General features: G+C 67.3%; 1 protein-coding gene. It reads right to left on the bottom strand.

Translation table 11 applies throughout. The features are described from left to right. Window position 1 precedes the first annotated feature (1 nt). Complete coding sequence (locus AMB_RS26320) at window positions 2-15,901, bottom strand: VCBS domain-containing protein (protein ID WP_011383680.1); 15,900 nt, start codon at window positions 15,899-15,901, stop codon at window positions 2-4. Window positions 15,902-15,991 lie beyond the last annotated feature (90 nt).

The raw sequence follows: 15,991 nt of genomic DNA, 5'->3' as shown, positions 1-15,991 counted from the left end.
GTCACGTTCTGGGTGCGGTGCCGTCGGCCGAGGCCACGGCGAAGGTCTTGGTCATGGACTCGCCGGCGCCCAGGGCCTGCACGTCGGCATTGGCCGAGTTGACCTGGAAGGTCCACTGGCCGTTCTCGCCGATGGAGAAGGTGCCCTGATCGGTCTGCACCGTCTGGGCGGTCACATGGGCCTGACCGTGATCCACGTCGGCGACGCTCAGCGTGCCGGTGGCGCGGCCGTTGCCGTCCTCGGCCACCGCGCCGGTGGTCGAGCCCGAGATGGTGGCGGAGTCATTGGCGCCGTTGATGGTCACCGTCACGTTCTGGGTGGCGGTGCCATCGGCCGAGGCCACGGCGAAGGTCTTGGTCATGGACTCGCCGGCCCCCAGGGCCTGCACGTCGGCATTGCCCGAGTTGACCTGGAAGGTCCACTGGCCGTTCTCGCCGATGCTGAAAGTGCCCTGATCGGTCTGCACCGTCTGGGCGGTCACATGGGCCTGCCCCTGATCCACATCGGCGACGTTGAGCGTGCCGGTCACCGAGCGGTTACCGTCCTCGCCCACCGTGCCCACGCTGGTGCCGGTGATCACCGCGCCGTCATTGCTGCCGGTGATGGTGACGCCCACGGTCGAGGGCGCGCTGGTCATGGTGCCGTCGGTGGCCACGACCTTGAAGCTGTCGGTCTGCACGTCGCCAGCCCGCAGGCTCTGCGCGTCGGCATTGGGGGTGAAGGTGTACTCGCCGGTGGCCGAGTTGATGGTCACCGTGCCATGGGCGGTCGACAGGCTGTCCACCTGGTTGCCGCTGGCATCCATCAGGTGGTAGCGCACGCTGTCGCCCACGTCCTGGTCGGTCCCGACCACGCGGCCGGCGCCCGAATGATCCTCGTCGGTGCTCACCGCCGTGGCGCTGGTCACCGTCGGAGCGTTCTCCAGCGAGACGTCGCGGCCGTCCACCGTCAGCTTCAGGCTTTCCCAGTTCTTGGCGTCAACACCCAGGGTGTTGAAGTGGAAGCTTTGGCCGGCATGGGCCGGATCGGCGATGAAGGACTGGAACTGCTGCAGCTCGGCGCGCACCGCCGCGGTGTATTGCGACCCGGAAAGGTCGATGCGCAGCGTGTCGGTGCCGGTGCCGCCGTCGTAATTGTCGCCCGCCGACTGGCCGCCCTTGATGATGCCAAGGTCGTTGCCGGCGCCCGCGTCGATGGTGTCGGCGCCATAGCCGCCGTCCAGGGTATCGGCGCCATCGCCGCCCCGCAGCGTATCGTTGCCCGAAGCGCCATACAGCACGTCGTTGCCGGTGCCGCCGTCGATGACGTCGTTGCCGGCATTGCCCATCAGTACGTCGTTGCCGGCGCCGCCGTCGATGGTGACGTCGCCATAGGTGTACTTGCTCGACGTCAGGTCGACCACGTCGTTGCCGTCGCCGGCCACAATGCTCTCGATGCCGTCGATGCGCGCGCCGCCGGTGGGCGAGCCGCTATAGCCGTCGTCCAGGAACAGAGCGTCATTGCCCGAGCCCATCACCAGGGTGTCGGTGCCGGCGCCGCCGCGGAACACGTCCTGGCTGTCGTTGTCACCGGTGATGGTATAGGTCTCGTTGGTGCCCGCATGGGTGGTATCACCCACGTTCTGCGACACGAAACCGCCGCTCCAGGTCCCGTCGGTCGAGTAGTTCAGCACGTCGTTGCCGTCGCCGCCCTCCAGCAGGTCGGCGCCCGCGCCGCCCGTCAGGGTGTCGTTGCCGGCCCCGCCGAACAGGGTGTCGTTGCCCGCCCCGCCGTCCAGGGTGTCATTGCCGGCGGCCGTGCCGCTGAAGCTGACGTCGAAGCTGGTGGTGGTGGTCGCGGTCGAGCCGTTGGACGCCTCGGTCGAGGTCGCCGTCACGCTCAGATGCAGGGCGGTGCCCTCGGTGGTGGTCACGCTGAGGCCCGTCAGCTGCGCCGGAGTCAGAGTCCAGGTGCCGTCGGAATTATGGGTGCCCGCAGACAGGCTCGCCCCGGCCGGCAGACCGCCGATGGTCACGCTGCCCAGGGATTCCGAACCGTCGGTGTCGCTCAGGCGGTCGCTGATGTTCAGCGGAACCGTCACGCTGCCGGTGCCGTCGCCATACAGCACGTCGTCGCCCGACGAGCCGTTGACCACGTCATTGCCCGAACCGCCGCTCAGGGTGTCGTTGCCGGTGGTGCCGTTCAGGGTCTGAGCCTGGCCGGCTCCCAGGTCGACGGTAATGTTCGACGCCGACAGGACCGGCGAATCCGCCACCGCGGCCATGCCGAAATGGGCCGTGCCCGCCGTGCTGCCGCCCTGGCCGTCGCTGACCGTGTAGGACAGGTCGACGTTGCCGCTGAAATCATGGTTCGGCGTGAAGGTATAGGTGCCGTCATGGTTGTCGGTGATGGTGCCGTTGCTGGCCGACAGGTTCGACACCGACAAGGTATCGCCGTCCACGTCATGGGCGTTGCCCAGCAGGTCGCTGGCCTTGATGGTCACCGAGCGGTCCTCGGTCCCCGAGGCCAGCGTCACATCGCTGGTGGTCGGGCCGTCATTGACCGAGGTCACGTCGAAGCTGGCCGAACCCGAAGTGGTGCCGCCATGCCCGTCCGACACGGTGTAGGTCACGTTGACCTCGCCGTTGAAGTCGGCATTGGGCGTGAAGGTATAGCTGCCGTCGGCATTCTGGCTGATGGTGCCGTTACCGGCACTGAGATTGCTCACCGACAGGCTGTCGCCATCGATGTCCGAGGCATGGCCCAGCAATTGCTGCGCCGTGAAGGTGATGGAGTGATCCTCGGCGGTCGCGCCGAGATCCACGGGGCCGCTCACCACCGGGCCGTCATTGGACCCGTTGATGGTGACCGTCACTTCCTGGGTGTCGGTGCCGTCGGCGCTGGTGACCGTGAAGGTCTTGGTCATGGAATCGCCGGCGCCCAGGGCCTGGACCGCCGGGTCGTCGTTGTTGAGGGCGAACGACCACTTGCCGTCCTCGCCGATGGTGAAGGTGCCCTGATCGGTCTCGACGCTGGTGGCCTGGACATGGGCCTCGCCGCTGTCCACGTCGGAGACGTTGAGGGTGCCGGTCGCCGTGCCGGTGCCGTCCTCGCCGACGCCGCCGGCGATGTCGCCGCTGATGGTGGCGCTGTCGTTGCTGCCGTGGATGGTGACCGTCACCTCCTGGGTGTCGGTGCCGTCGGCAGAGGTCACCGTGAAGGTCTTGGTCATGGACTCATTGGCGCCCAGGGCCTGGACCGCCGGGTCGTCATTGTTGAGCGCGAAGGACCACTTGCCGTCTTCACCGATGGTGAAGGTGCCCTGATCGGTCTCGACGCTGGTGGCCTGGACATGGGCCTCGCCATTGTCCACGTCGGAGACGTTGAGGGTGCCGGTCGCCGTGCCGGTGCCGTCCTCGCCGACGCCGCCGGCGATGTCGCCGCTGATGGTGGCGCTGTCGTTGCTGCCGTGGATGGTGACCGTCACTTCCTGGGTGTCGGTGCCGTCGGCAGAGGTCACCGTGAAGGTCTTGGTCATGGAATCGCCGGCGCCCAGGGCCTGGACCGCCGGGTCGTCGTTGTTGAGGGCGAACGACCACTTGCCGTCCTCGCCGATGGTGAAGGTGCCCTGGTCGGTCTCGACGCTGGTGGCCTGGACATGGGCCTCGCCATTATCCACGTCGGACACATTGAGGGTGCCGCTGGCCGTAGAGGTGCCATCCTCGCCGACGCCGCCGGCGATGTCGCCGCTGATGGTGGCGCTGTCATTGCTGCCGTGGATGGTGACCGTCACCTCCTGGGTATCGGTGCCGTCGGCACTCGTCACCGTGAAGGTCTTGGTCATGGAATCATTGGCGCCCAGGGCCTGCACCGCCGGGTCGTCGTTGTTCAGCGCGAACGACCACTTGCCGTCCTCGCCGATGGTGAAGGTGCCCTGGTCGGTCTCGACGCTGGTGGCCTGGACATGGGCCTCGCCGCTGTCCACGTCGGAGACGTTGAGGGTGCCGGTCGCCGTGCCGGTGCCGTCCTCGCCGACGCCGCCGGCGATGTCGCCGCTGATGGTGGCGCTGTCGTTGCTGCCGTGGATGGTGACCGTCACCTCCTGGGTGTCGGTGCCATCGGCGCTGGTGACCGTGAAGGTCTTGGTCATGGAGTCGCCGGCGCCCAGGGCCTGGACCGCCGGGTCGTCGTTGTTGAGGGCGAACGACCACTTGCCGTCCTCGCCGATGGTGAAGGTGCCCTGGTCGGTCTCGACGCTGGTGGCCTGGACATGGGCCTCGCCGGAGTCCACGTCGGAGACGTTGAGGGTGCCGGTGGCCGTGCTGGTGCCGTCCTCGCCGACGCCGCCGGCGATGTCGCCGCTGATGGTGGCGCTGTCRTTGCTGCCGTGGATGGTGACCGTCACCTCCTGGGTGTCGGTGCCGTCGGCACTCGTCACCGTGAAGGTCTTGGTCATGGACTCATTGGCGCCCAGGGCCTGGACCGCCGGGTCGTCGTTGTTGAGGGCGAACGACCACTTGCCGTCCTCGCCGATGGTGAAGGTGCCCTGATCGGTCTCGACGCTGGTGGCCTGGACATGGGCCTCGCCGCTGTCCACGTCGGAGACGTTGAGGGTGCCGGTCGCCGTGCCGGTGCCGTCCTCGCCGACGCCGCCGGCGATGTCGCCGCTGATGGTGGCGCTGTCGTTGCTGCCGTGGATGGTGACCGTCACTTCCTGGGTGTCGGTGCCATCGGCGCTGGTGACCGTGAAGGTCTTGGTCATGGAATCACCGGCGCCCAGGGCCTGCACCGCCGGGTCGTCGTTGTTGAGGGCGAACGACCACTTGCCGTCCTCGCCGATGGTGAAGGTGCCCTGATCGGTCTCGACGCTGGTCGCCTGGACATGGGCCTCGCCATTGTCCACATCCGMCACGTTGAGGGTGCCGGTCGCCGTGCCGGTGCCGTCCTCGCCGACGCCGCCGGCGATGTCGCCGCTGATGGTGGCGCTGTCGTTGCTGCCGTGGATGGTGACCGTCACCTCCTGGGTGTCGGTGCCGTCGGCAGAGGTCACCGTGAAGGTCTTGGTCATGGACTCATTGGCGCCCAGGGCCTGGACCGCCGGGTCGTCGTTGTTCAGCGCGAAGGACCACTTGCCGTCTTCACCGATGGTGAAGGTGCCCTGGTCGGTCTCGATGCTGGTGGCCTGGACATGGGCCTCGCCATTATCCACGTCGGACACGTTGAGGGTGCCGGTGGCCGTAGAAGTGCCGTCCTCGCCGACGCCGCCGGCGATGTCGCCGCTGATGGTGGCGCTGTCGTTGCTGCCGTTGATGGTGACCGTCACCTCCTGGGTGTCGGTGCCGTCGGCAGAGGTCACCGTGAAGGTCTTGGTCATGGACTCATTGGCGCCCAGGGCCTGGACCGCCGGGTCGTCATTGTTGAGCGCGAAGGACCACTTGCCGTCTTCACCGATGGTGAAGGTGCCCTGATCGGTCTCGACGCTGGTGGCCTGGACATGGGCCTCGCCATTGTCCACGTCGGAGACGTTGAGGGTGCCGGTCGCCGTGCCGGTGCCGTCCTCGCCGACGCCGCCGGCGATGTCGCCGCTGATGGTGGCGCTGTCGTTGCTGCCGTGGATGGTGACCGTCACTTCCTGGGTGTCGGTGCCGTCGGCAGAGGTCACCGTGAAGGTCTTGGTCATGGAATCGCCGGCGCCCAGGGCCTGGACCGCCGGGTCGTCGTTGTTGAGGGCGAACGACCACTTGCCGTCCTCGCCGATGGTGAAGGTGCCCTGGTCGGTCTCGACGCTGGTGGCCTGGACATGGGCCTCGCCATTATCCACGTCGGACACATTGAGGGTGCCGCTGGCCGTAGAGGTGCCATCCTCGCCGACGCCGCCGGCGATGTCGCCGCTGATGGTGGCGCTGTCATTGCTGCCGTGGATGGTGACCGTCACCTCCTGGGTATCGGTGCCGTCGGCACTCGTCACCGTGAAGGTCTTGGTCATGGAATCATTGGCGCCCAGGGCCTGGACCGCCGGGTCGTCGTTGTTGAGGGCGAACGACCACTTGCCGTCCTCGCCGATGGTGAAGGTGCCCTGATCGGTCTCGACGCTGGTGGCCTGGACATGGGCCTCGCCGCTGTCCACGTCGGAGACGTTGAGGGTGCCGGTCGCCGTGCCGGTGCCGTCCTCGCCGACGCCGCCGGCGATGTCGCCGCTGATGGTGGCGCTGTCGTTGCTGCCGTGGATGGTGACCGTCACCTCCTGGGTGTCGGTGCCATCGGCGCTGGTGACCGTGAAGGTCTTGGTCATGGAGTCGCCGGCGCCCAGGGCCTGGACCGCCGGGTCGTCGTTGTTGAGGGCGAACGACCACTTGCCGTCCTCGCCGATGGTGAAGGTGCCCTGGTCGGTCTCGACGCTGGTGGCCTGGACATGGGCCTCGCCGGAGTCCACGTCGGAGACGTTGAGGGTGCCGGTGGCCGTGCTGGTGCCGTCCTCGCCGACGCCGCCGGCGATGTCGCCGCTGATGGTGGCGCTGTCATTGCTGCCGTGGATGGTGACCGTCACCTCCTGGGTGTCGGTGCCGTCGGCACTGGTCACCGTGAAGGTCTTGGTCATGGAATCATTGGCGCCCAGGGCCTGGACCGCCGGGTCGTCGTTGTTGAGGGCGAACGACCACTTGCCGTCCTCGCCGATGGTGAAGGTGCCCTGATCGGTCTCGACGCTGGTCGCCTGGACATGGGCCTCGCCGCTGTCCACGTCGGAGACGTTGAGGGTGCCGGTCGCCGTGCCGGTGCCGTCCTCGCCGACGCCGCCGGCGATGTCGCCGCTGATGGTGGCGCTGTCGTTGCTGCCGTGGATGGTGACCGTCACTTCCTGGGTGTCGGTGCCATCGGCGCTGGTGACCGTGAAGGTCTTGGTCATGGAATCACCGGCGCCCAGGGCCTGCACCGCCGGGTCGTCGTTGTTGAGGGCGAACGACCACTTGCCGTCCTCGCCGATGGTGAAGGTGCCCTGATCGGTCTCGACGCTGGTCGCCTGGACATGGGCCTCGCCATTGTCCACATCCGCCACGTTGAGGGTGCCGGTCGCCGTGCCGGTGCCGTCCTCGCCGACGCCGCCGGCGATGTCGCCGCTGATGGTGGCGCTGTCGTTGCTGCCGTGGATGGTGACCGTCACCTCCTGGGTGTCGGTGCCGTCGGCAGAGGTCACCGTGAAGGTCTTGGTCATGGACTCATTGGCGCCCAGGGCCTGGACCGCCGGGTCGTCGTTGTTCAGCGCGAAGGACCACTTGCCGTCTTCACCGATGGTGAAGGTGCCCTGGTCGGTCTCGATGCTGGTGGCCTGGACATGGGCCTCGCCATTATCCACGTCGGACACGTTGAGGGTGCCGGTGGCCGTAGAAGTGCCGTCCTCGCCGACGCCGCCGGCGATGTCGCCGCTGATGGTGGCGCTGTCGTTGCTGCCGTKGATGGTGACCGTCACCTCCTGGGTGTCGGTGCCGTCGGCAGAGGTCACCGTGAAGGTCTTGGTCATGGACTCATTGGCGCCCAGGGCCTGGACCGCCGGGTCGTCGTTGTTGAGGGCGAACGACCACTTGCCGTCCTCGCCGATGGTGAAGGTGCCCTGATCGGTCTCGACGCTGGTGGCCTGGACATGGGCCTCGCCGCTGTCCACGTCGGAGACGTTGAGGGTGCCGGTCGCCGTGCCGGTGCCGTCCTCGCCGACGCCGCCGGCGATGTCGCCGCTGATGGTGGCGCTGTCGTTGCTGCCGTGGATGGTGACCGTCACCTCCTGGGTGTCGGTGCCATCGGCGCTGGTGACCGTGAAGGTCTTGGTCATGGAGTCGCCGGCGCCCAGGGCCTGGACCGCCGGGTCGTCGTTGTTGAGGGCGAACGACCACTTGCCGTCCTCGCCGATGGTGAAGGTGCCCTGGTCGGTCTCGACGCTGGTGGCCTGGACATGGGCCTCGCCGGWGTCAACGTCGGAGACGTTGAGGGTGCCGGTGGCCGTGCTGGTGCCGTCCTCGCCGACGCCGCCGGCGATGTCGCCGCTGATGGTGGCGCTGTCATTGCTGCCGTGGATGGTGACCGTCACCTCCTGGGTGTCGGTGCCATCGGCGCTGGTGACCGTGAAGGTCTTGGTCATGGAATCACCGGCGCCCAGGGCCTGCACCGCCGGGTCGTCGTTGTTGAGGGCGAACGACCACTTGCCGTCCTCGCCGATGGTGAAGGTGCCCTGATCGGTCTCGACGCTGGTCGCCTGGACATGGGCCTCGCCATTGTCCACATCCGCCACGTTGAGGGTGCCGGTCGCCGTGCCGGTGCCGTCCTCGCCGACGCCGCCGGCGATGTCGCCGCTGATGGTGGCGCTGTCGTTGCTGCCGTGGATGGTGACCGTCACCTCCTGGGTGTCGGTGCCGTCGGCAGAGGTCACCGTGAAGGTCTTGGTCATGGACTCATTGGCGCCCAGGGCCTGGACCGCCGGGTCGTCGTTGTTCAGCGCGAAGGACCACTTGCCGTCTTCACCGATGGTGAAGGTGCCCTGGTCGGTCTCGATGCTGGTGGCCTGGACATGGGCCTCGCCATTATCCACGTCGGACACGTTGAGGGTGCCGGTGGCCGTAGAAGTGCCGTCCTCGCCGACGCCGCCGGCGATGTCGCCGCTGATGGTGGCGTTGTCGTTGCTGCCGTTGATGGTGACCGTCACTTCCTGGGTGTCGGTGCCGTCGGCACTCGTCACCGTGAAGGTCTTGGTCATGGAATCGCCGGCGCCCAGGGCCTGGACCGCCGGGTCGTCGTTGTTGAGGGCGAACGACCACTTGCCGTCCTCGCCGATGGTGAAGGTGCCCTGATCGGTCTCGACGCTGGTGGCCTGGACATGGGCCTCGCCATTATCCACATCSGCCACGTTGAGCGTGCCGGTGGCCGTAGAAGTGCCGTCCTCGCCGACGCCGCCGGCGATGTCGCCGCTGATGGTGGCGCTGTCATTGCTGCCGTGGATGGTGACCGTCACCTCCTGGGTGTCGGTGCCGTCGGCACTCGTCACCGTGAAGGTCTTGGTCATGGACTCATTGGCGCCCAGGGCCTGGACCGCCGGGTCGTCGTTGTTGAGGGCGAACGACCACTTGCCGTCCTCGCCGATGGTGAAGGTGCCCTGATCGGTCTCGACGCTGGTGGCCTGGACATGGGCCTCGCCGCTGTCCACGTCGGAGACGTTGAGGGTGCCGGTCGCCGTGCCGGTGCCGTCCTCGCCGACGCCGCCGGCGATGTCGCCGCTGATGGTGGCGCTGTCGTTGCTGCCGTGGATGGTGACCGTCACTTCCTGGGTGTCGGTGCCATCGGCGCTGGTGACCGTGAAGGTCTTGGTCATGGAATCACCGGCGCCCAGGGCCTGCACCGCCGGGTCGTCGTTGTTCAGCGCGAAGGACCACTTGCCGTCTTCACCGATGGTGAAGGTGCCCTGGTCGGTCTCGATGCTGGTGGCCTGGACATGGGCCTCGCCATTATCCACGTCGGACACGTTGAGGGTGCCGGTGGCCGTAGAAGTGCCGTCCTCGCCGACGCCGCCGGCGATGTCGCCGCTGATGGTGGCGCTGTCGTTGCTGCCGTGGATGGTGACCGTCACCTCCTGGGTGTCGGTGCCGTCGGCACTCGTCACCGTGAAGGTCTTGGTCATGGACTCATTGGCGCCCAGGGCCTGCACCGCCGGGTCGTCGTTGTTGAGGGCGAACGACCACTTGCCGTCCTCGCCGATGGTGAAGGTGCCCTGGTCGGTCTCGACGCTGGTGGCCTGGACATGGGCCTCGCCCGTATCCACGTCGGAGACATGGAGAGTCCCGGTCGCCGTGCTGGTGCCGTCCTCGCCGACGCCGCCGGCGATGTCGCCGCTGATGGTGGCGCTGTCGTTGCTGCCGTGGATGGTGACCGTCACCTCCTGGGTGTCGGTGCCGTCGGCGCTGGTGACCGTGAAGGTCTTGGTCATGGAATCATTGGCGCCCAGGGCCTGCACCGCCGGGTCGTCGTTGTTGAGGGCGAACGACCACTTGCCGTCTTCACCGATGGTGAAGGTGCCCTGATCGGTCTCGACGCTGGTCGCCTGGACATGGGCCTCGCCGCTGTCCACATCCGCCACGTTGAGCGTGCCGGTCGCGGCCTGGGTGCCGTCCTCGCCGACGCCGCCGGCGATGTCGCCGGAGATGGTGGCCGAGTCATTGGACCCGTTGATGGTGACCGTCACTTCCTGGGTGTCGGTGCCATCGGCGCTGGTGACCGTGAAGGTCTTGGTCATGGAATCACCGGCGCCCAGGGCCTGCACCGCCGGGTCGTCGTTGTTGAGGGCGAACGACCACTTGCCGTCCTCGCCGATGGTGAAGGTGCCCTGATCGGTCTCGACGCTGGTCGCCTGGACATGGGCCTCGCCATTGTCCACATCCGCCACGTTGAGGGTGCCGGTCGCCGTGCCGGTGCCGTCCTCGCCGACGCCGCCGGCGATGTCGCCGCTGATGGTGGCGCTGTCGTTGCTGCCGTGGATGGTGACCGTCACCTCCTGGGTGTCGGTGCCATCGGCGCTGGTGACCGTGAAGGTCTTGGTCATGGAATCATTGGCGCCCAGGGCCTGGACCGCCGGGTCGTCGTTGTTGAGGGCGAACGACCACTTGCCGTCTTCACCGATGGTGAAGGTGCCCTGGTCGGTCTCGACGCTGGTGGCCTGGACATGGGCCTCGCCCGTATCCACGTCGGAGACATGGAGAGTCCCGGTCGCCGTGCTGGTGCCGTCCTCGCCGACGCCGCCGGCGATGTCGCCGCTGATGGTGGCGCTGTCGTTGCTGCCGTGGATGGTGACCGTCACTTCCTGGGTGTCGGTGCCGTCGGCAGAGGTCACCGTGAAGGTCTTGGTCATGGACTCATTGGCGCCCAGGGCCTGCACCGCCGGGTCGTCGTTGTTGAGGGCGAACGACCACTTGCCGTCTTCGCCGATGGTGAAGGTGCCCTGATCGGTCTCGACGCTGGTCGCCTGGACATGGGCCTCGCCGCTGTCCACGTCGGAGACGTTGAGGGTGCCGGTCGCCGTGCCGGTGCCGTCCTCGCCGACGCCGCCGGCGATGTCGCCGCTGATGGTGGCGCTGTCATTGCTGCCGTGGATGGTGACCGTCACTTCCTGGGTGTCGGTGCCGTCGGCACTCGTCACCGTGAAGGTCTTGGTCATGGAATCATTGGCGCCCAGGGCCTGGACCGCCGGGTCGTCGTTGTTGAGCGCGAACGACCACTTGCCGTCCTCGCCGATGGTGAAGGTGCCCTGATCGGTCTCGACGCTGGTCGCCTGGACATGGGCCTCGCCATTGTCCACATCCGCCACGTTGAGGGTGCCGGTCGCCGTGCCGGTGCCGTCCTCGCCGACGCCGCCGGCGATGTCGCCGCTGATGGTGGCGCTGTCGTTGCTGCCGTGGATGGTGACCGTCACCTCCTGGGTGTCGGTGCCATCGGCGCTGGTGACCGTGAAGGTCTTGGTCATGGAATCATTGGCGCCCAGGGCCTGGACCGCCGGGTCGTCGTTGTTGAGGGCGAACGACCACTTGCCGTCTTCACCGATGGTGAAGGTGCCCTGGTCGGTCTCGACGCTGGTGGCCTGGACATGGGCCTCGCCCGTATCCACGTCGGAGACATGGAGAGTCCCGGTCGCCGTGCTGGTGCCGTCCTCGCCGACGCCGCCGGCGATGTCGCCGCTGATGGTGGCGCTGTCGTTGCTGCCGTGGATGGTGACCGTCACCTCCTGGGTGTCGGTGCCATCGGCGCTGGTGACCGTGAAGGTCTTGGTCATGGAGTCGCCGGCGCCCAGGGCCTGGACCGCCGGGTCGTCGTTGTTGAGGGCGAACGACCACTTGCCGTCCTCGCCGATGGTGAAGGTGCCCTGATCGGTCTCGACGCTGGTCGCCTGGACATGGGCCTCGCCATTGTCCACATCCGCCACGTTGAGGGTGCCGGTCGCCGTGCCGGTGCCGTCCTCGCCGACGCCGCCGGCGATGTCGCCGCTGATGGTGGCGCTGTCGTTGCTGCCGTGGATGGTGACCGTCACCTCCTGGGTGTCGGTGCCGTCGGCAGAGGTCACCGTGAAGGTCTTGGTCATGGACTCATTGGCGCCCAGGGCCTGGACCGCCGGGTCGTCGTTGTTCAGCGCGAAGGACCACTTGCCGTCTTCACCGATGGTGAAGGTGCCCTGGTCGGTCTCGATGCTGGTGGCCTGGACATGGGCCTCGCCATTATCCACGTCGGACACGTTGAGGGTGCCGGTGGCCGTAGAAGTGCCGTCCTCGCCGACGCCGCCGGCGATGTCGCCGCTGATGGTGGCGTTGTCGTTGCTGCCGTTGATGGTGACCGTCACTTCCTGGGTGTCGGTGCCGTCGGCACTCGTCACCGTGAAGGTCTTGGTCATGGAATCGCCGGCGCCCAGGGCCTGGACCGCCGGGTCGTCGTTGTTGAGGGCGAACGACCACTTGCCGTCCTCGCCGATGGTGAAGGTGCCCTGATCGGTCTCGACGCTGGTGGCCTGGACATGGGCCTCGCCATTATCCACATCCGCCACGTTGAGCGTGCCGGTGGCCGTAGAAGTGCCGTCCTCGCCGACGCCGCCGGCGATGTCGCCGCTGATGGTGGCGCTGTCATTGCTGCCGTGGATGGTGACCGTCACCTCCTGGGTGTCGGTGCCGTCGGCACTCGTCACCGTGAAGGTCTTGGTCATGGACTCATTGGCGCCCAGTGCCTGGACCGCCGGGTCGTCGTTGTTGAGGGCGAACGACCACTTGCCGTCCTCGCCGATGGTGAAGGTGCCCTGATCGGTCTCGACGCTGGTGGCCTGGACATGGGCCTCGCCGGAGTCAACGTCGGAGACGTTGAGGGTGCCGGTGGCCGTGCTGGTGCCGTCCTCGCCGACGCCGCCGGCGATGTCGCCGCTGATGGTGGCGCTGTCATTGCTGCCGTGGATGGTGACCGTCACCTCCTGGGTGTCGGTGCCGTCGGCACTCGTCACCGTGAAGGTCTTGGTCATGGAATCATTGGCGCCCAGGGCCTGGACCGCCGGGTCGTCGTTGTTCAGCGCGAAGGACCACTTGCCGTCTTCACCGATGGTGAAGGTGCCCTGATCGGTCTCGACGCTGGTGGCCTGGACATGGGCCTCGCCGTTGTCCACGTCGGAGACGTTGAGGGTGCCGGTCGCCGTGCCGGTGCCGTCCTCGCCGACGCCGCCGGCGATGTCGCCGGAGATGGTGGCCGTGTCATTGGNNCCGTTGATGGTGACCGTCACTTCCTGGGTGTCGGTGCCGTCGGCGCTGGTGACCGTGAAGGTCTTGGTCATGGACTCATTGGCGCCCAGGGCCTGGACCGCCGGGTCGTCGTTGTTGAGGGCGAACGACCACTTGCCGTCCTCGCCGATGGTGAAGGTGCCCTGATCGGTCTCGACGCTGGTCGCCTGGACATGGGCCTCGCCGCTGTCCACGTCGGAGACGTTGAGGGTGCCGGTCGCCGTAGAAGTGCCGTCCTCGCCGACGCCGCCGGCGATGTCGCCGCTGATGGTGGCGCTGTCATTGCTGCCGTGGATGGTGACCGTCACCTCCTGGGTGTCGGTGCCGTCGGCACTCGTCACCGTGAAGGTCTTGGTCATGGAATCATTGGCGCCCAGGGCCTGGACCGCCGGGTCGTCGTTGTTGAGGGCGAACGACCACTTGCCGTCCTCGCCGATGGTGAAGGTGCCCTGGTCGGTCTCGACGCTGGTGGCCTGGACATGGGCCTCGCCATTATCCACATCCGCCACGTTGAGCGTGCCGGTGGCCGTAGAAGTGCCGTCCTCGCCGACGCCGCCGGCGATGTCGCCGCTGATGGTGGCCGAGTCATTGCTGCCGTGGATGGTGACCGTCACTTCCTGGGTGTCGGTGCCATCGGCACTGGTGACCGTGAAGGTCTTGGTCATGGACTCATTGGCGCCCAGGGCCTGGACCGCCGGGTCGTCGTTGTTGAGGGCGAACGACCACTTGCCGTCCTCGCCGATGGTGAAGGTGCCCTGATCGGTCTCGACGCTGGTGGCCTGGACATGGGCCTCGCCATTATCCACATCCGCCACGTTGAGCGTGCCGGTGGCCGTAGAAGTGCCGTCCTCGCCGACGCCGCCGGCGATGTCGCCGCTGATGGTGGCGCTGTCATTGCTGCCGTGGATGGTGACCGTCACCTCCTGGGTGTCGGTGCCGTCGGCACTCGTCACCGTGAAGGTCTTGGTCATGGAATCATTGGCGCCCAGGGCCTGGACCGCCGGGTCGTCGTTGTTGAGGGCGAACGACCACTTGCCGTCCTCGCCGATGGTGAAGGTGCCCTGATCGGTCTCGACGCTGGTGGCCTGGACATGGGCCTCGCCGCTGTCCACGTCGGAGACGTTGAGGGTGCCGGTCGCCGTGCCGGTGCCGTCCTCGCCGACGCCGCCGGCGATGTCGCCGCTGATGGTGGCGCTGTCGTTGCTGCCGTGGATGGTGACCGTCACTTCCTGGGTGTCGGTGCCATCGGCGCTGGTGACCGTGAAGGTCTTGGTCATGGAATCATTGGCGCCCAGGGCCTGCACCGCCGGGTCGTCGTTGTTGAGCGCGAACGACCACTTGCCGTCCTCGCCGATGGTGAAGGTGCCCTGGTCGGTCTCGACGCTGGTGGCCTGGACATGGGCCTCGCCGCTGTCCACGTCGGAGACATGGAGAGTCCCGGTGGCGGTCTGGGTGCCGTCCTCGCCGACGGAACCCGACAGGTCCTTGGCGTCGCCAGAGATCACCGCCTGGTCATTGGCACCGTCGATGGTCACCGTCACCGTCTGAGAGGTGCCGTCCGCCGTCTGGACCTCGAAGGTCCGGGTCAGGTGGTCACCCGCCCCAAGCGACTGCACGGAATCGTTCATGGCGAAGGACCACTGGCCGCTCTCGTCCACCGAGAAGGTGCCGTAATCATCCGCCGTCGTCGCCGCCACGAAGGTGGCCGGAGAATCGATGTCGGTGGCGTCCAGATTGCCGGCCGCCCGCGCCGTATCCTCACCCACCACCACGGCGGTGTCGCCGGTGATCTCGGCCGCGTCGTTCACCGCATTGACATGCAGCGACGCCGACCCGGTCGCAAGCCCACCGTGACCATCGGAAATGGTATAAGTCGCGTTGATCTCGCCGTTGAAATTGGCATCCGGCGTGAAGGTATAGGTGCCGTCGGCATTCCGGGCAAAGCTGCCATGGTCGATCCGGATATCGTCCAGGCTGAGAATCGACAAGGTGTCGCCGTCGGAATCCGTGGCATTGGCCAACAGCTTGGCCTGCCATTCCGCGGCGGTCATGGTCAGGGGATGATCCTCGTCGATCGTCCCGATGTCGGCCACGCCCGCGACGATCGGCGCGTGATTGACCGCCACGGCCTGGATGTCAGGGGCATTGTCCACGGCGGGCGCCGCGGCGACCTCGGCCTGGACCACTTCCTGGACCTGACTGGTGATGGTGGCGCCTGCGACGGGACCCGTCCCCGTCTGCGGAACCGCATCCCGGCCCTGGTCCCGGAATTCGGTGGCGGCACCGGCCTCGGCGGCAAGGTCGAAGGTGGAGGCCGCCCCCTCGCCCATCAGGGCGAACACCGCCACATTGGCGGCCACGGCGACGCTCACCTTGGAGCGCAGCTTGTACATGGAGAGCTTTTTCCTCAGTTCCTCGATGCGCGCGGCTTCCGCGTCGATCAGGAAGACGTCGCCCAGTTCCACCACGAACAAGTCGTACAGGAATTTGCCCTGGGGGGTCAGCAGGGCGGTGTACACCGCCCGGTCGCCGGCCACCTTGTTCATGTCGTTGGAGACCAGACCCTGCAGGAAGGCGCGGCGGTCCTCGCCCCCCACTTCCAGCACGGCACGCTGTTCCAGACGCACAAAGACCCTGTCGCTCATCGGCCAAATCCTCTCAGGCAACCCTTCCAGGCAAAGGGTGGGTCAAACCAGCTGGGATGACAAGCCCCCCCGGGCGTCTTATAAGATTCA

This window comes from Paramagnetospirillum magneticum AMB-1, assembly GCF_000009985.1.
Taxonomy (GTDB): domain Bacteria; phylum Pseudomonadota; class Alphaproteobacteria; order Rhodospirillales; family Magnetospirillaceae; genus Phaeospirillum; species Phaeospirillum magneticum.
The sequence above is the reverse complement of the archived record's forward strand: the minus strand, read 5'-3'. Positions and strand labels throughout refer to the sequence as shown.